17 protein-coding genes and 2 pseudogenes are annotated in these 17,169 nt (G+C 42.8%); 8 read left to right on the top strand and 11 right to left on the bottom strand.

Annotated elements, in window-relative coordinates; translation table 11 throughout:
- Window positions 1-260 precede the first annotated feature (260 nt).
- From guaA to H4W00_RS02375, 4 genes and pseudogenes are all read left to right on the top strand, one after another.
- Window positions 261-1,868, top strand: a complete 1,608-nt coding sequence (gene guaA, locus H4W00_RS02390; RefSeq protein ID WP_209956054.1) for a glutamine-hydrolyzing GMP synthase — start codon at window positions 261-263, stop codon at window positions 1,866-1,868.
- An 82-nt stretch (window positions 1,869-1,950) separates the two neighbouring features.
- Window positions 1,951-2,949 carry a tetratricopeptide repeat protein gene (locus tag H4W00_RS02385; protein ID WP_209956053.1) on the top strand — a complete coding sequence of 333 codons (999 nt, stop codon included), beginning with the start codon at window positions 1,951-1,953 and terminating at the stop codon, window positions 2,947-2,949.
- A gap of 32 nt (window positions 2,950-2,981) precedes the next feature.
- A pseudogene (locus H4W00_RS02380) lies at window positions 2,982-3,149 on the top strand (GMP synthase (glutamine-hydrolyzing)); the annotation flags it as partial.
- 168 nt (window positions 3,150-3,317) lie between these two features.
- Window positions 3,318-4,079 carry a hypothetical protein gene (locus tag H4W00_RS02375; protein WP_209956050.1) on the top strand — a complete coding sequence of 254 codons (762 nt, stop codon included), beginning with the start codon at window positions 3,318-3,320 and terminating at the stop codon, window positions 4,077-4,079.
- On the opposite strand, the pseudogene H4W00_RS02370 reads toward H4W00_RS02375, so the two are convergent.
- A pseudogene (locus H4W00_RS02370) lies at window positions 4,069-4,452 on the bottom strand (transposase family protein); the annotation flags it as partial. The gene H4W00_RS02375 and the pseudogene H4W00_RS02370 sit on opposite strands and share 11 nt — an antisense overlap.
- An 8-nt stretch (window positions 4,453-4,460) precedes the next feature.
- Window positions 4,461-4,901, bottom strand: a complete 441-nt coding sequence (locus H4W00_RS02365) for a transposase family protein (protein WP_209956048.1) — start codon at window positions 4,899-4,901, stop codon at window positions 4,461-4,463.
- A gap of 65 nt (window positions 4,902-4,966) precedes the next feature.
- Between H4W00_RS02365 and H4W00_RS12695 the strand changes: the two genes are divergently transcribed.
- A complete protein-coding gene (locus H4W00_RS12695) occupies window positions 4,967-5,272 on the top strand; it encodes an SH3 domain-containing protein (RefSeq protein WP_442966455.1) in 306 nt (101 codons plus the stop codon).
- A 242-nt stretch (window positions 5,273-5,514) separates the two neighbouring features.
- On the opposite strand, the gene H4W00_RS02355 is transcribed toward H4W00_RS12695, so the two are convergent.
- The 4 genes from H4W00_RS02355 to H4W00_RS02340 form a co-directional block, all read right to left on the bottom strand.
- On the bottom strand, window positions 5,515-6,519 hold the full coding sequence (locus tag H4W00_RS02355) for an oxidoreductase (protein WP_209956043.1): 1,005 nt from the start codon (window positions 6,517-6,519) through the stop codon (window positions 5,515-5,517).
- Window positions 6,520-6,634: 115 nt separating this feature from the next.
- Window positions 6,635-7,612, bottom strand: a complete 978-nt coding sequence (locus H4W00_RS02350; protein ID WP_209956039.1) for a zinc-binding dehydrogenase — start codon at window positions 7,610-7,612, stop codon at window positions 6,635-6,637.
- 219 nt (window positions 7,613-7,831) lie between these two features.
- Window positions 7,832-8,038, bottom strand: coding sequence for a hypothetical protein (locus H4W00_RS02345; RefSeq protein ID WP_209956038.1), 207 nt, complete (start codon window positions 8,036-8,038; stop codon window positions 7,832-7,834).
- 205 nt (window positions 8,039-8,243) lie between these two features.
- A complete protein-coding gene (locus H4W00_RS02340; protein ID WP_209956036.1) occupies window positions 8,244-8,498 on the bottom strand; it encodes a DUF2798 domain-containing protein in 255 nt (84 codons plus the stop codon).
- A gap of 174 nt (window positions 8,499-8,672) precedes the next feature.
- On the opposite strand from H4W00_RS02340, the gene H4W00_RS12535 reads away from it, so the two are divergent.
- Window positions 8,673-8,915, top strand: coding sequence for a hypothetical protein (locus H4W00_RS12535; protein WP_334684850.1), 243 nt, complete (start codon window positions 8,673-8,675; stop codon window positions 8,913-8,915).
- A gap of 191 nt (window positions 8,916-9,106) precedes the next feature.
- Here H4W00_RS12535 and H4W00_RS02330 read toward each other — a convergent pair whose 3' ends face one another.
- The gene (locus tag H4W00_RS02330; RefSeq protein WP_209956034.1) at window positions 9,107-10,672 is read right to left on the bottom strand and encodes an MATE family efflux transporter; all 1,566 of its coding nucleotides are present in this window, start codon (window positions 10,670-10,672) and stop codon (window positions 9,107-9,109) included.
- A 386-nt stretch (window positions 10,673-11,058) separates the two neighbouring features.
- On the opposite strand from H4W00_RS02330, the gene H4W00_RS02325 reads away from it, so the two are divergent.
- Window positions 11,059-12,036, top strand: coding sequence for an alpha/beta fold hydrolase (locus H4W00_RS02325; protein ID WP_209956032.1), 978 nt, complete (start codon window positions 11,059-11,061; stop codon window positions 12,034-12,036).
- A 234-nt stretch (window positions 12,037-12,270) separates the two neighbouring features.
- Here H4W00_RS02325 and H4W00_RS02320 read toward each other — a convergent pair whose 3' ends face one another.
- Both H4W00_RS02320 and H4W00_RS02315 read right to left on the bottom strand, forming a co-directional pair.
- Window positions 12,271-12,648 carry a DsrE family protein gene (locus H4W00_RS02320; protein WP_209956030.1) on the bottom strand — a complete coding sequence of 126 codons (378 nt, stop codon included), beginning with the start codon at window positions 12,646-12,648 and terminating at the stop codon, window positions 12,271-12,273.
- A gap of 256 nt (window positions 12,649-12,904) precedes the next feature.
- A complete protein-coding gene (locus tag H4W00_RS02315; RefSeq protein ID WP_209956028.1) occupies window positions 12,905-13,963 on the bottom strand; it encodes an NAD(P)H-dependent flavin oxidoreductase in 1,059 nt (352 codons plus the stop codon).
- 349 nt (window positions 13,964-14,312) lie between these two features.
- Here H4W00_RS02315 and H4W00_RS02310 point away from each other — a divergent pair, with 349 nt between their 5' ends.
- Window positions 14,313-15,275, top strand: coding sequence for an alpha/beta fold hydrolase (locus tag H4W00_RS02310; RefSeq protein WP_209956026.1), 963 nt, complete (start codon window positions 14,313-14,315; stop codon window positions 15,273-15,275).
- Between the two features lie 205 nt (window positions 15,276-15,480).
- Here the strand turns inward: H4W00_RS02310 and H4W00_RS02305 are convergent, their stop codons facing one another.
- A complete protein-coding gene (locus H4W00_RS02305) occupies window positions 15,481-16,023 on the bottom strand; it encodes an acyl-CoA thioesterase (RefSeq protein WP_209956024.1) in 543 nt (180 codons plus the stop codon).
- Window positions 16,024-16,080: 57 nt separating this feature from the next.
- Window positions 16,081-17,154 (bottom strand): YheT family hydrolase, encoded by a 1,074-nt coding sequence (locus tag H4W00_RS02300; protein WP_209956022.1) that lies wholly within the window; start codon window positions 17,152-17,154, stop codon window positions 16,081-16,083.
- Between the last annotated feature and the right edge of the window lie 15 nt (window positions 17,155-17,169).

Genomic DNA, 17,169 nt, shown 5'->3' with positions numbered 1-17,169 from the left:
GTATTCTAATGAGTGCTTTTAACCCTTTATAGGTGTGAATTGCTATGAAAAAGATACAGGCCTAACTATAAAAACAGGCAGTTCTAAAATATAATATTGATTTTTTAGCATATCACAATATAAGCCACTATTTTATATAGACTAGACATTAGTAAGATAAAATAAAAATAGTCCTAAATAATCGACATTCTAACCGCCATTATCCCGCTTAAACTTGTTAAAATAGCTCACCAATTTTATCTATTGATGGACACCTATTCATGACAACCGCCACTACGCCCAATGCTGCCACCCCTACTATCAAAGAAGACCGCATCTTAATTCTTGATTTTGGCTCGCAGTACAGCCAACTTATCGCCCGCCGTGTACGTGATTCTGGCGTATTTTGCGAGATGTTTCCCTACGATATCGACACCCAGCGCATCATTGATTTTGGCGCAAAAGGCATCATTCTATCGGGTGGCCCTGAAAGCGTACATGCCGAAAACAGCCCGCGCATTAATGATGCCGTATTTGACTTAGGCGTACCAGTATTAGGTATTTGCTACGGTATGCAAGCGATGGCAGAGCGCTTCGGTGGCAAAGTTCACGCCAGTGACATCCATGAGTTTGGCGCATCGACTATTAATATTGATAGCAAATCTGAGCTGTTAGACGGCATTGAAGACGCCGCTGGTAAGCTGAATGTTTGGATGAGTCATGGCGATAAAGTCATTGATTTGCCACAAGGCTTCGATATCGTCGCCAGTACCCCAAGTTGTCCAGTTGCAATTATGGCTGATGAGTCGCGCCATTATTATGGTCTACAGTTCCACCCTGAAGTGACTCATACCGAGCAAGGTCAGGCGTTACTGGGTCGTTTCGTCCATGATATTGCTGGCTGCGCTGGTAGCTGGACGTCCGACAATATTATTGATATGCGTATTGAACAATTACAGAAGCAAATCGGTGACAAGCAAGTACTGCTAGGTTTGTCAGGCGGTGTAGACAGTTCAGTCGTGGCGGCATTATTGCATAAAGCCATCGGCGATCAGCTGACTTGTGTGTTTGTCGATACTGGCCTGCTGCGTCTGCATGAAGGCGACCAAGTGATGCAAATATTCGCGGAGAATATGGGCGTAAAAGTCATTCGTGTTGATGCCGAAGAGTTGTTCTTAACCGCCTTGGCTGGCGAGTCTGACCCTGAAGCCAAGCGTAAAATCATCGGTAAGACCTTTATTGATGTCTTCGCTGAAAGTGCTCGTCAAGTGAGCGAGCAAGGCGATGGTAAAGTCGTTGAATTCTTAGCGCAAGGGACGATTTATCCCGACGTGATTGAATCAGCTAAGTCGCATCAAGGTAAAGCGCACGTCATTAAGAGCCATCATAATGTGGGCGGTTTGCCAGATGATTTGGCCTTTGAATTGGTTGAGCCATTACGTGATTTGTTTAAAGATGAAGTCCGTAAACTCGGTCTTACCCTTGGTTTACCGGCGAAGATGATTAATCGTCATCCGTTCCCAGGACCCGGTCTAGGTGTGCGTATCTTAGGCGAAGTCACCAAAGAATTTGCTGATATCTTACGTGCCGCTGATGCGATATTTATGGAAGAGTTAGAAAAATCAGGCTGGTATGAGAAGACTGCGCAAGCGTTTGCGGTATTCCAACCGATTAAATCTGTCGGCGTGGTTGGCGATGGTCGCCGCTATGCGTGGGTGATTGCGCTACGTGCCGTTGAGACTGTGGACTTTATGACCGCGCGCTTTGCCCATCTGCCGTATGATTTGATTGAGACTGTGTCTAATCGCATTATGAATGAGATTGCTGAGGTATCACGCGTGACTTATGATGTGTCGAGTAAGCCACCGGCTACTATTGAGTGGGAGTAAAACCTTACTTAATACTTAGCTTCAAAATGATATATGTTAGAACAATATATTTTAGAGTGGTATAAACAAGGAGCAATAAGCTATGAAATTAATTCATGTCGGTCAAGATGAATGGATGTTTGAAGATTCGGTTATTGATTTTCCTAACAAAAAATCAGCGAGTAATAAGTCAGGTGCTGACAGTGCTGGTAGTGCTCTTAATATAAGAGTCAAAGCCTTTGTTGAGACAGAGGTAAAAAAGGGTCGTGATATTAATGACATCATGAATGAGGTCATGACCAAGTTTCAAAATGAAATCATGCAAGAGGTCGGTGAACAGCCGCCTACCTCGTTTCAAGTAATTCGGATGACTTTGGAGAAAAATGGTTATGAAGCCGCTCGTGATGTGGCAGAGTTTTTGGTATTAGAAAATATAGATGACCCTGATGCTTATTTTAACTTAGCGTTTTTATGCGAGGAGCATGGCGATAGCTTTTTGGCCTTGCTGAGTAGCCGCGAATGTATGCGTCTGTATTTACGATATTTTCCGCAAAAGTTTAATTGGCAAAAAAGCAAACTGCCTTGGGGCATCATGGAAAACCGTGCCTTTTTGCGCGCTTTGTTTCAATTAACCAATGTATATGCAGACAACGGTAATTTTGAGCTGGCAAGCACGGAAGGTGAAAAGCTATTGCAAGTATGTCCTAACGACAATCTAGGCATACGCGAACGCTTGGTAGAGCTATATATGCTGACCGAGCAATACCAAAAAATCATTCAACTCTGTGACAGCTATCCTGAGGATATGCTCGCCAATATTGCTTTTGGCAAAGTACTGGCTTATTGCTATCAAGATAAGCTAGACAAAGCAGAAAAAGCCTGGGATATAGCACAGAAAAACTTGCCTAATATCGCTCATGAAATCCTTAAAAAACGTCATACTAGACCTCGCGGTCTGCATAGTTCTAATCAAGGTATAGAAATCGGTGGTAAGGAGCAGGCTTATCTTTACTGGGAGGACATGGGTGAATGGTGGGAGGATAACGCTACCGCGCAAGCCTTAATTGAGAAAAAACGTGCAGAGAAAAAGAAGAAAAAGTGAGTTAACAGTGGAGTGCTATGAATTATTAGAGCGCGCTATGTGCCGTTGAGACTGTGGACTTTATGACTGCGCGCTTTGCGCATCTGCCGTATGATTTGATTGAGACCGTGTCTAATCGCATTATGAATGAGATTGCCGAGGTGTCGCGCGTGACTTATGATGTATCGAGCAAGCCACTGGCTACTATTGAGTGGGAATAATTGGCTAGTTAATTCTTAGCTTAAAATGATAAAAAGCACTCAACTTGTTGGGTGTTTTTTTATTTACTAGGATATCTAAAATTCAATTTTAGTTGATTAAATAGTTAGAAGCCCTTAGATACTTAATTAATAAACATTTAAAATTAGACGAAAAGGGAATAATCGCGAATGGATAAGAAGAAACTTGAAGAAATACGTGAACTATCAGCTATGGAAATAATTAATGAAAATCAGGCACGATTAGACTCACTTTCTTTAGCCGCTGGATCTACAGACAAGCTTTTAAAAATTACACAGGATTTGGATTATTTTAAAAGGTTGACTGGGCATATAGCGACTCAAGATTTATTATCCAAATTATCTCAAAATTTCCCCCAAAATAATTTGGCTATAAATAGTTCCCTAGCAGGAACAATAGATAGTCTAGCCGAATCAAACTCTCTAAACTCATCGGTATTTGAATCAATCAAATTTAATAAAGCCATTATAGATGCTTTTGAAGCAACTCATTTAGGTTTAAAACCTCGAACGCAGTTCATCTTGCCAAAAGGCTTCACTTCTGAAGATCAAATAGGTGACTTAAGCAGTGCTATATCTAAAGCGACAGAGATTTTTAAACAGCATAAGCAATTTAAGCAATATTCGTCATTTAGGGTACTGTCAAATCTCAATAAAGATTTTTTTAGAGAGATTTTAAAAACTAATCTAACTCCAGCTGATATAGAAGAGTTTTCTGAAATCTCAATAGCCGAAATTGACGCTGAGTTAAGTGATGAAATAAAGTTAGAAAAAGATTTTAGTTCGTATTCAGAGAAAGCTAAAAAGATTTTATATTTCTTCTGCACCTTCATTCTATTACCGTATCTTATTGGTATAGCTAGTAGTATAAGCGTCAATTATATTAGACCTCTTGCAAAAGTCATGAATTAAGTTCGAAATTGACTACACCTGCAAACAGCTTCATTCTTAAATCATAACGCTGACGACGATTGCGATAGCGCTGAGCCACGATTTTAAACAGCTTGATCAGACCTATTTTGTGCTCAACCAGAATACGTAATTTAGCTAAATACTGATTCACTTGTTTGCTACAGTCTAGTAATTCACAGCCTTTTGGTTTTTTAAAGGGTGTAAAGGTTTGGTCATGCAACTTCGCTATACCTTGGTAGCCACTGTCTGCTAAGTAGCTTGCATTTTCAGGTAACCAGTCAGGACAAGTCTGTTTGTAAAGGCTAAAATCATGTACCGATCCTTTGCAAGTTTGAACATCTAGTATTAAACCTGTTTGCCAATGCACGATAACTTGCGCTTTTAAGGTATGTTGCTTTCTTTTTCCGCTGTAGTAGTCACTTTGGTTTTTTTTGGACGCTCAATCGGGGTTTCGGTCGCATCTACAATGACCGCTGACCAGTTAATATCATCAACATCGCCCCGTGGTAGCTTTCTAGGTAAGCCAAATCTACCTGACTTAAGAAGAATATCTTCTACTTTACGAACCATGCGACTGGCAGAAGACTCATGAATACCAAAGTCCATACCGATGTGATAAAGCGTTCGGTATTCACGCCAATAAGTCAATGCAAGCAGGAGCTGCGCTTCCAATCTAAGCTCGCTTGGACGACCTGATTTGGTCTTTGCTGCTTCATGTTGTTGCATGGCTTCTAACATGGCTTTAAAGGTAGTTTTATGAATACCAGTGTAGCGTTTGAAGCCGGAGTCGCTTTGCTCAAGTAGTTTATTTATATCGGGCATGGTAGTTATTTGATTGTGAGTGATACGGTTATTCTAATTCATGAGGCCACTTTTGCAAGAGGTCTATTCAGCAGTTTCAAGAAGTATCAAAAACTTTAGAGACTTCTAGAGAGGTAAAATCTTTTATTAGATCACCTGCTCCCTTAATTGATCGACAAGCATTAAAAGGATATCGAGTAACGACAGTAAATACTTTAAACTTTCGTGATAATGCTGGTATGAGTTCAATGATAGTAGATACTATACCTATTGGCACTATAGTAAGAGTTATAGATAAGTCTAATAAGTCTTGGTTATTAGTAGAAGTTGAAATTAATGGAAAGCTAGAGCAGGGTTGGGTTTTGAGACGCTACACAACTTATTTTAAGTAAACTCAATATATTCACAGTTGAGTGGCATTTTGTTTTAATTATTGATAATGAACGCAAATGAACGCAAATGAACGCAAATGAACGCAAATGAACGCAAATGAACGCAAATGAACGCAAATGAACGCAAATTGTAGCTATCTTCCCAAAACAAAAAAAGCAATGGCAGCTCCCATGTATAAAGAACGCTGCCATTGCCAACAAAGGATTAAGTAGGTAAATAACTACCTACTAAACAAAAAAACCTAACCCCGCACATTCACCACATAACGACCCACCACTTTACTGGAAATAAAGCGTTCTAAATAGTCAGGCGTTTGTTCTAAGGTAATCTCTTCACAATACTGCTCAAGATTAGGAAGTTTCATATCAGTGGCGACCCGTGTCCAAATCTCTTGCTTGTCAGCAAGTGGAATAAATACTGAATCGATGCCTAATAAAGAGATACCTCTAGTAATAAAAGGCAGCACAGTCATTGCAAATTCAACTGATGATGCTAGGCCGCAAGCAGATACTGCACCGCCAGCCTTGGTTTGTTTGAGTAAGTTTGCTAGATAGTCACCGCCCAAAGTATCGATGGCATTTGCCCATAATTCGCGGCCAACAGGTCTTTTGCCTACCTCATTAATAGTGTCGCGATGACGTACCTCGCTGGCTCCTAAGGTTTTTAGATGTTCGCTTTGTTCAGGTTTACCTGAGAAGGCAATAACTTCATAGCCCAACTGCTTCAAAATTGCGATACTGATGCTGCCTACGCCGCCAGTTGCCCCTGTTACCGCTACTGGCCCGTCGGCGGGTTTTGCACCCATTTTTTCTAATTTTTGAATACATAAAGCCGCGGTCAAACCGCCAGTGCCGTAAGTCATTGCTTCTTTTAAGGTCAAAGAAGTTGGGCAAGCCAATGCCCAATCTGCTGGGATAGAGATCATTTGACCCAGACCACCCGGCGTATCCATGCCTAAATCATAGCCGAATACTAGTACTTCTTGGCCAGCCGTAAAAGTACCCGACTTGTCGCTAATCACTATGCCGGCGGCATCAATACCTGGGGTGTGCGGGTAATGCTTAGTAATCATCTTATTACCAGTGGCCGACATCGCGTCTTTATAGTTCAACGATGAATAATGAACCTCAATCAAGAGCTCATTTTGGGGAAGGTCTTCTACGCTGCGTTCGCGAATACTGTTGCTAAAGGTGCCATCAGCATGTTCTTCAACTACCAGTGCCTTAAAAGTTGTATGGTTAGACATAATTATATTCCTCGTTAGGTTTGTTTTTTTATCTGCGGTCAGTAACAGCTTACTCGTGTTATCAAAATAAAAAAAGCCCATGAAACCATGAACGTTTTTATTCGCTTGCAAAAACTTAAGGCTTCAACAACACCTTACCATTTTTTTCTCCCTGCAATTTTCCAGAGACCGCCGCTACGATATCAGCGAGATCAAAAGTCGCTTCTGTAGGTAGTTTTAATTGTCCGCTCACCGCTCTATCAATCAGCTCTTCAACCAAGCGCTGTTTATTTTTGACACTCATTTCTTGGCTGAGTTTACTGCCCCAGAATCCTTTTAGAACGGCTTGCTTAAAGATCATATCAGTAGGATTGAGCATCATTGGCTTACCTGACATCGCACCAAATACGGCAAAGGTGCCGCCATGGCCGAGTAGCGATAGTAAATCGCCACTGGCTTCGCCGCCAACAGAGTCAACGGCAGCACTGATTTTGTCATCGCCAATGATACGGTGTACTTGATCTTTCCAGTCGTCTTGTGAGGTATCAATATTATTTTTAATATTCAGCGTTTCTAAATCGTCTAGCGCATCGCTACTGCGTACTAGATTAATGGTTTTCACGCCACGCGCAGCCGCTAACATAGCCAGCGACTTACCGACCGCACCATTGGCCGCGTTATGAATAACCCATTGGCCACTTTGTATCTCTAGAAATTCAAGCAGCATTAAAGCACTTAGCGGCATCGCAATCAATTGTGCGGCCATTTCATCGTCTAAGCTGTCTGGCATGGGAAATACCATATCAGCTGAGGCAGTGAAGAACGCTGCCCAAGTCGCTTGCACACTAGCTGCCGCAACGCGTTGACCGACCTTTAAGTCTTTGACTTTATCGCCCACCGCATCGATGATACCTACGGCTTCGCTACCACCGATAGCGGGCAGCTCGGGTTTAAAACCATATTTACCGCGAATGGTTAATAAATCGTGGTTATGAATAGAGGCTAAGATGGTTTTGACCCGCACTTCATTGGCTTTGGGCTCTGGAGTAAGGCTGTCACCGAGGCTTAAGACTTCAGTAGGTTTGCCAAAATGGTCATAAGTGGCGCTACGCATGAGAAATTCCTTTATTTGTTTTTTAAGTTGTGAGCAACAATAACAAGTCGCACGCCGGTAGCGCAATATCAATTTAGTTAAGGAAGGTTGTTGGCTATCAATATTAACTATTGATAATGATAAACATAATATGTGTAGTCGTGACCTGCTAATTTGACGTTTCATCATCTTGATTGCTCTTGCCTATGATCATTTCAAACAGCCCATTAACCATTTCCCTCAGGTTGAGCCAATTATAGGCAATGAAAAAAACCAGTGATAAGGCAATGCCACCACGCCAATAATGAGTGACGCCTTGTCAAAAAAGGCCAGCCACGAAGGTTTAGACGGGCATACTTCTAGATGAGTCGCTGCCGCATTGGCATGCTCTAAGGGCAAAACACCTTGATCGAGTAATTTTTCGATAGTACGCCGTGGTAGGCTCATAGCGCTCTCTAAATAAAAAGATTATGTAGCTTAGCTTGTTTTTTTTGAGATGATTGCACACTAAAACGTATACAGCGCTGACTAATATTGAATGAATATTTGAAGAGAGTAACTAGAGTTTATGGTTTAAATCTAGCGTCGATAATTAAACTACAGGCCAGTCATAGATATCAGTAAATTTGACCTCCTCATACCAAGGTCTGTCTTAATAAAACTCGATTCTAGTCAACACATGCTCTTGTATCATATAGGCACAGATATAAGCGCTCGGCCAGGCAAAAACAAATGCCAAGCCCCATGAATGCAAAAGTTCCATAAAAAAACCATCAATAAATCCTATTTTTACCAATATGAGTGCGGTTGAGATTATAAGTGACATCATCATCGCCATTAAACCAGTAAAAATAAGCCGATAGTATTTTCTACGGGTGCGTATTCTAAGAGTAGGTGTCTCTGCCATGGTTTGACTTAGTCCTGCATAATTATGGTTACACTTATCGTCAATCATAATATAGAGTGATAACGAATTGGTAAAATGGTTATTATTAATTATAAGGCTCGTAATATTATAATCAATAAATAAGAAGATAGTATGTCAGTTTATCGGTAGAAAGCGTTAGGCATCATTGGTGGTATGAGTTGGGAGAGTACCCAAAGCTATTATCGGCTGATTAACGAAGGCGTAAAACAACAGTTAGGCGGCTTACATTCAGTGGACTTACTAATTCATAGTGTAGATTTTGCACCGATTGGTGCGCTACAAGCAGACAGCCCGATTCCAGTATTTGATACCACCGCGATTCATGCAGCCGCAGCGGTGGAGTTTTTATTAGGTAATACAAAGTTTGAAGGTTCTGCCAGTATAATCTCAGCCTAGCAAGTGACTTTATATAGCAGCATGTAGCGGTTTTTTGACACGCCAAAGTCTTGTTTACTCTAAAACTGGGTTTAGTATGTGCGGTAGTAGGCAAGTATTATGAACCATTTACTCGCCAAACTGATAAGCGAAAGTTGCCCGACTAGACGCGTATATATGAACAATGTTTATGAATAAGGTTATCGAGGCTATTATCGTTTATTCTTTTTTATCATATGACGTCTATGTAGTCTTTTATGAAGTCGTCGGTGCAATCTTGTGATGCGGCGCAAAGGCAGTCGCTTCCATACCGTCGTTGGTATAATATCACGAAGCGACGCACTGGTGCCTGTATGCGCGCGATAGCCCTCGGTTCTTTGCGCAGCTTCCTCCGCGGGCAAGATTTTTCCCTTACGCCATCCGCCATGCAGATACAGTCCTGCCCCCATCACAGCGGTTGCCACCATGCCTGCCGGAAACGACAGCCAAAGCGCATCTTCTCCAAGTAGTGGATAAAGCCCAAAAGCAAACCCAAGACGCACTGGGTACATCGAAACCGCCATGACGACCAGTGGCCAAATCACATAGCCGTTCGCACGCATGGTGCCGAACAGCACTTGTGCTATGCCAAAAAATATAAAGCCCCATGTCGCCATTAACTGAATATGGCGCCCGATCGGCACCGCTTGGCTGTCACTGCCAAGAAAAAAGCCTAAAATAGTTTGATCAAAAATTGTCAGCACTCCAATGAGTGTACCTGTTAATATCAGGTTAAAAGCGAGTCCCCATCTTGTGATCCCTGCAATCCTGTGCCATTGATTGGCACCGATGTTCTGTGCAACCATTGCACTGGCCGCGGCACTTAGTGCCATTGCAGGCATCTGCACGTATGTCCAAAGCTGCTGGGTCGCGCTGTAAGCTGCTGTCGTCTGTACACCCTCGCGGTTTATCAGCGACAGCATCGTCAATGCCGCCGAAGAGATGACGATCATCTGCAGGCCCATCGGCAAGCCCTTTGAGAACATCGACTTCAGGATTTCTCGATCTGCGCGCAGAAAGCGAAGCTCTAGCATGCTGAGTGTTAGCACAGAACCACGCAGGTACATGGTGACGACCATGCCAATAAGCGCTAGCGTGTTGGCGACGGCTGTTGCGAAGGCCGAGCCAAATATACCCCATTCGGGAAAGGGTCCTAGACCCAAAATGAGCGTCGGCGTCAAAATCAGGTCAATAATGACTGATATCAGTATAAACCAAAGCGGCGTTGTAGAATCCCCCGTTCCGCGTAGTGCCATCATTATCAGCGTAAACGTTAGAGTGACGGGCATCGCAATAAAAATCATACGCAGATAGGTCAGGGCAAGGCTTGCAGCACTTGGCGGAGTACCCAGCAGATCAAGTAGGGTCGGCGCAAATATCCACCCTACAGCCGACACCAATATACTTATCGGAATAATGCTACCCAGCGCCGTTCCCACAGTTTTCTTGACCATGGCGTCGTCGCGGCGGCCCATTGCCTGACCAATCAAAATAGTAGACGCCATACCGAAACCAAAAACGAAGGAGATCAGTATAAACATCAAGATGTTGCCGTTCGCCGTCGCTGCCAACGCCTCTTCACCTAGGGACCGACCCACCCAAACGGCATTGATCGATCCGTTTAATGACTGTAGTGCCGATGATCCAAGTGTTGGCAATGCAAACAGAAGCATCGTTTTGGCAATCGATCCTTCGGTGAGGTCACGCCGTTTATCAGTGGAAATAGCTGTGTTACTCAATGTCTTTCCTTTTGCACCATCCAAGTTGGCTTTGGTTGGTTGGCTTTGGTTGATGGTAAAAAAACGTCCTACAAAAGATGCCAAATAGTTAATTTAAGATTGATTAAATAATTGATGAAATAAAGACACTTATTATAAATGAGAATGCTTGTGCCATCTTTATTAGAACGGTAATCAGATCAGCGGTAACGAACCCTTCGCAATCGTTAGTAATTCAACCACATCAAATGCAACGCCTTATCCCACCCATAGTGGCAGATGCCCTACATCGCCATTTTTCCCAGTATTCGCGCATATCGCGGTGGTCATGGCTTAAGCTTAAAATGAGTCTGTGCTAGGATTATGCTTTTTAATTTACTCTGCTAGATTTTAACAAGGATATTTCAATGCTATTAAAACGCCTAAGCCTTGCCACTGTGCTAAGTCTGTCAGTCGTTGGCTGTACCACCGCGCCCAATACCTTAGCCGTCAATACTACCCAAAAGATTATTCAGTATGAACGCTCAAAATCTGACTTAGCCGTAAAAGCGCTGATGCTGAGCTCTGGTGACAAAATGGTCTATGCCGAAAACGGCAATGTAGCAGGCGAGCCTTTACTACTGATTCATGGCTTTGGCGGTAATAAAGACAACTTTACCCGTATTGCTCAGCAATTAGAGAACTACAATCTGATCATTCCTGATTTACTTGGCTTTGGTGAGTCTAGCAAACCTATGGCAGCAGACTATCGCGCAGACGCGCAAGCAACGCGCTTACACGAGCTTATGCAAGCCAAAGGTGTGGCATCTAACATTCATGTCGGTGGCAATTCGATGGGCGGCGCTATCAGTGTGGCTTATGCAGCAAAGTATCCTAAAGAGGTCAAAAGCCTGTGGCTGATAGATAGTGCCGGCTTTTGGTCAGCGGGCGTGCCGAAGTCTTTGGAGGATGCAACCCTTGAGAATAATCCATTATTGATCAATAAGACGGAAGACTTTTACAATATGTATGACTTTGTCATGTCTAAGCCGCCTTATATCCCCAAGTCCATAAAAGCTGTATTCGCGCAAGAACGTATCGCTAATAAAACGCTAGAATCCAAAATACTAGCGCAAATAATTGAAGATAATGTCGAGGAGCGCGCTAAGATTATCGCTGAATATAATATTCCAACGCTAGTGGTTTGGGGTGAGAAGGATAAGGTAATCAAGCCTGAAACAGTTACGCTAATAAAAGAAATTATCCCACAATCGCAAATTATTACGATGCCAGAGATTGGTCATGTACCTATGATAGAGGCGGTAAAACAGACAGCGAATGATTACAAAGCGTTTCGTGAAGGGTTTCGTGAAGGGTTGAAGGCAGTTGAGCTAAAGGCAGAGTAATATCTGTTAGCCAAAAATATTAGCTTTCAAAATATGGGTTTTTAGAATATTAAATGCCAAAAAAAGAAACATCAGGATATCTGGTGTTTCTTTTTTATTTTGTATACTTTGACTCTGAAGTTGTAGTTAAAATAGTTGACTACGGTTTTGTAGTTAATTTGGGTAAAGTAGGTTGGTTTTTTAAGCCTGACTAAAGCGCAGATAAAATATAACTTACCTACGTCTATTTACTTCTTAATTCAATTGCAAAGAACCTTTGGCACTCATAAGCAGCTCAACCACATCATCGCCACTGATAACAGTGAAGCGCTTATCGATAGCTGATTCTTCTACGCCATTATGTACCATGCATGCTTTGCAGACCAATACTTGCCCACCTTTTTCAATAAAGGCTTCTAGCAATCTTCCAGCGGGTTCGAACGGCGCGCCAACATCGACGTTATCCAAAGCGTTTGGCAACGCCAAATGTATCGCATCTACCATCAATATAACTGATGCAGAGTGCCCTTTTTTAAGTGCCACACCTGCCATCGTAAAGGCTAGGGTGATTTTTCTTGAATTTGATTCGCTGTTATCAAATAACGTACCGACATAATCTGTAGTGGTAAGCATATTGTTATCCTTATAGGTTTGTATTTAATTAAATCATACCTTGAGGGATATCCTAGCACTTAATATATTTATTGGTATAATGTATTGTTATAAAATAGTAGCTTTAAGGTTAGTTGATTGTGACAATATCTTTAAGGCGTGATTGAAGTAAACGCAACGCAACCCGCTGCTGTCAAATACCAGTATGTATATTCTAACCAGATTCAGCAAAAAATAGCAGCCGATAGAATAGCCAGTAAAATAGCTCAGTTTAGGGCTATAACGCCTTTACCAATCGCTCTAATAACTCAACCGCACGCTCTTGTCTTACTAGCGTTACACCTTGTCCCGCCCACAATGACAGATGTTCTGGATCAGCATTTTTACCTGCATTGGCACGCATAAATGCGGTCATGGCGTTTAATTGTGGGTACGGTGGTAATTCATCTTCCTTATCAAAATTAGCAAAGTCGTGCAGATAATTATTAACCAAGCCACGAGCCTGCTTGCCTGAGAATAATCGAGTTAAGCGGGTTTCAGAACTGCGCGTACCATCACTGGCATCTAGTAGCGCTTGCTTATAAGTCGCACTAATACCAGATTCATCTGTGGTTAAAAATGCCGTGCCCAGCTGCGCTAATTGTGCGCCTGCGGCTTGTACTGCCTTGATATCTTGTCCAGTCATAAGGCCACCAGCGGCTATCAGAGGAATATCCGTACTAGCCCGCGTCTGGCTAATCAGAGTCAGTAGACCTAGCGGATCTGCTGAACTCTGTGGTAACCAACCTCCACGATGTCCACCGGCCTCCATTCCCTGTACACATACCGCATCTGCGCCAACTGCTGCCCACTGTTGCGCTTCTAGCGGATGGTTGACTGTGCCAATGACGCGAGTGCCTAACTGTTGCAAGCGCGCAACTTGCTCGGCGCTAATAATCCCAAAAGTAAAACTAGCAACGGGGACTGGATTATCATAAAGCACTTGCAGCTGCTCAGTGAAGCTATGTGCTGGGCGTTCAGGCAACGTCGCTGCGATCTTTTGTTTTTGATAATACTGGAGCAGCCAATCCGGCATTGAGGTGTCAAAAGTATAGGCATCGTGCTCGGATAGCACCATTAAATTGACCATAAACGGTCGATCAGTGAGTGCTTTGATACGGTCAATTTGGCTGTTTAGAGCGTGCGGTGCGGTTGCGCCTCCTCCTAATGAGCCCAGGCCACCAAAGTTACTAACAGCAGCGATTAACTCAGGCGTGGTCGCACCGCCGGCCATTGGGGCTTGTATGATGGGGTAGGCCATACCGAGTTTGGTTAGAAGTTGGCTTGATAGGGTCATAGTGTTATTTCCTTTTTATTTGAATTTGTGTATCTGTGACTTATTCTACCTAAGATATTTTATACAAGCACCTTGTTAGTCACTGTATTTGAGCATTGGCGGCAGAGCAATTGCTATTATTACTCATGCTTAATAATATTTTAGCTAGACAGCTTAACCTTATAAACTAAGGCACACTATAGTAGTGTTTATGCTTAATGGTGACTTATGTAGGAGCACTGGGTCAGGAGGTTATTATGAAGCCTAACCAGTACAAAGTATGGCTATGATCAAGCGTTTTGTAGCAAATCAGTCTGTGCTAAGATTATGGTATTAGCCAACTTTTTTTCAGTATTAACAAGGATGTTTAATGAAATTAATGCGTACGAGTCTGGCAGCCTTGCTGACTCTTTTTATAGTTGGCTGTACGACACCCAACACTTTCACAGTCGCCACGACCCAAAAGCTCGTACAGTTTGAACGGGTTAGATCAGACCTTGAGACCAAAGATTTTACCCTGATGTCTGGTGATAAAATGGTTTATCTAGAAGGCGGTAATTTAGTGGGTGAGCTCTTACTATTAGTCCATGGCTTTGGGGGCAATAAGGATAACTTTACGCGTATCGCTAATAAGTTAGCAGGTTATCATCTGATTATTCCAGACTTATTAGGCTTTGGTAACTCTAGTAAACCGCCACAGGAAGACTATCGCGCAGACGCCCAGGCGCAGCGCTTGCATGAGCTGTTGCAAGCCAAGGGTGTGGCCTCAGCGATTCATGTTGGCGGTAACTCTATGGGTGGCAGTATCAGTGTCGCCTACGCAGCAATGTATCCTGATAGCGTCAAAAGCCTGTGGCTACTGGACAGTGGTGGCTTTTGGTCAGCAGGCTTGCGAGAAGAGTTTCTAGATTTAGACCCTGATGATAACCCCCTGTTGGTTAACAATACTGAGGATTATTTTGAACTGTATCAGTTGGTAATGTACAAGCCGCCTTATATTCCTAAAACAGTACAGGCGGTCTTTGCACAGGAAAATATAGCTAATCGTGATTTGCAAGTCAAAATCATTGATCAGGTGCTTGAAGATAACGTGGAAGCGCGTGCCAAAGTTGTCGCAAAATACAATATTCCCACGCTGATCGTTTGGGGTAAAGAAGACAAGGTGTTAAAGCCTGAGACTGCCACATTAATGGCTGAGTTGATGCCGCAAGCACAAGTTATTATGATGGATGACGTCGGTCATGTACCGATGGTAGAAGCAGTGAAAGATACCGCGAATGATTATAGAGCCTTCCGTGCTGGGTTGAAGGCAGTTGAGTTGCCGTCAGAGTAATATCTGTTAGTTAAAAATATTAGCTCTTTAAACTTGTGTTCTCAAATAAGAAAGAGAAACATTATAATATCTGGTGTTTCTTTTTTTGTTTGAGCCGGTTTTATTGACTACGACACTGTCGTTAAGTTAGGCGTCACAAGGTAACTATCATAAAGACGTTTATTTTTTGGGTTTCACTTACACCATAACCTATTGATCTAAATCTTTACCCGACCGGCGGCCAAGGACGGTGAGTATCACTCTCAATCCATTCTTTTACATATCCGGTCGGTGGCATATCCCACTCTGATTTACCCATCGCTTTGAGTACGCGTTGAGTATCAATCACACAACCTTTTTCAGTGACACCAGTCCGTAGTAATGTCGAAGAGCAAGGCTTGCCCTTAACCCACATGGAATGCTCAAGATACAGCCAGCGCTCATCTATGGCGACGATATGGGTCTTGATAGTGACTTTGTCAAAAAATCGAATACGTTTACGGTACTGGATAGTGCTGCCCGCGACCACCATTGCCCAACGTTTTTTGAGTAACATACGTCCAAGGCCCGTACGGATGAGATAATCAGTGCGTCCTATATCGTATATGGTCAATACCCGACCATTATTCATCTCTAACATAGGATCAAGATCGATTAGGCTACAGCGAATACTTACTTCACTGGTCTGGGTAATATCTAGAGACCGGCCTTTTTTGTTAGCGATAACAGCATCAACGATAGACTTAGTATAGCGGATGTAGGGGTACATAAAGCGGTCTCAAAAGTGTAGTCAAAAGTCTAAAAAGTAGGGCTATGGTCTGCCAGATTACACACCAATGGAATGAAAAAAAGCACTGACAGTTTCGGGTATCCAATTAATATCAAATTTTGATGTTTTTGCTTTTTTACCGTTCGCTAGAGACGGCTTGGCATCTGACTGAGTAGCGTTGGTTTTTTTATTAGAGTGCTTTTTGTCTGAACGATAACGGAGATAGCCGATATGACCACCGTGATCCGTCTCCAGAATAGTGACGCTATCAGAAACATCGTTGATGGTAGCGGTAAAGCCAATAAAAGGATCGTCTTTGGCGCTAATGAGCAGTAGCGGATGAGTCACACCCAATAAATGAGGTAGGGCAGAAGAGGAATGATAATAGTCGTTCTTAGAGCGATAGCCATGACGCGGGGCCGTAAAAATATTATCGAAGTCGCTAATGCGATTGACGGCCTTAATAGAGGCAATTTCCTCTTTGGTTATATCATTGGCCAGTGCTTTTTTGATAATGGGATTGAGCAAATACGGCGTATAGATACGATGACTCAAAAAACTATGCATAGTAATGGCCGCCGATGACATATCAACGGGTGCGGAGATGACCACTGCGCCATCACACAAAGCTTTATCACCATACTCACCCATATATTTTGCCAGCGCATTACCGCCCAATGAGACCCCAACGGCATAAATATGCGCATATTTTTGGCGTAAGTTTTCTAGCGCGTGATGTACTTCACCCGTGTCACCCGCATTATAAAACACGCGTCCGCTAGCAGGAATACCACCGCAACTGCGAAAATGCGCTACGACAAAGTGCCAACCTTGAGCATGCATCTCATAAGCCAACACGCGCGCATAATGGCTGTCGCTACTGCCTTCCATACCATGAAATAGCACAATTAACGGTGTCTTTTCTAGCGCATCAGCGTTATCTGTGTCTGCGTTCAGCTCATGAGCATCATAAAAGTCATAAGCAATATCGCTTTCATCCAAAGAGTCTTTTTCGACCACCCTTCTGTAAGTGGGTGCTTTTGGGGCAAAAAACTTAGGCAAGATACTTTGTAGGTGCGGATTGGTGAGCCAAAATGGTGGCTTAAATTTGTTATAGATAAAATTAGTCATAGAGTCGTATCAGGT

It is taken from the genome of Psychrobacter sp. PL19 (assembly GCF_017875835.1).
GTDB lineage: Bacteria > Pseudomonadota > Gammaproteobacteria > Pseudomonadales > Moraxellaceae > Psychrobacter.
Note: the sequence above shows the minus strand (reverse complement) of the source record. Positions and strands in the feature narration are given on the sequence as shown.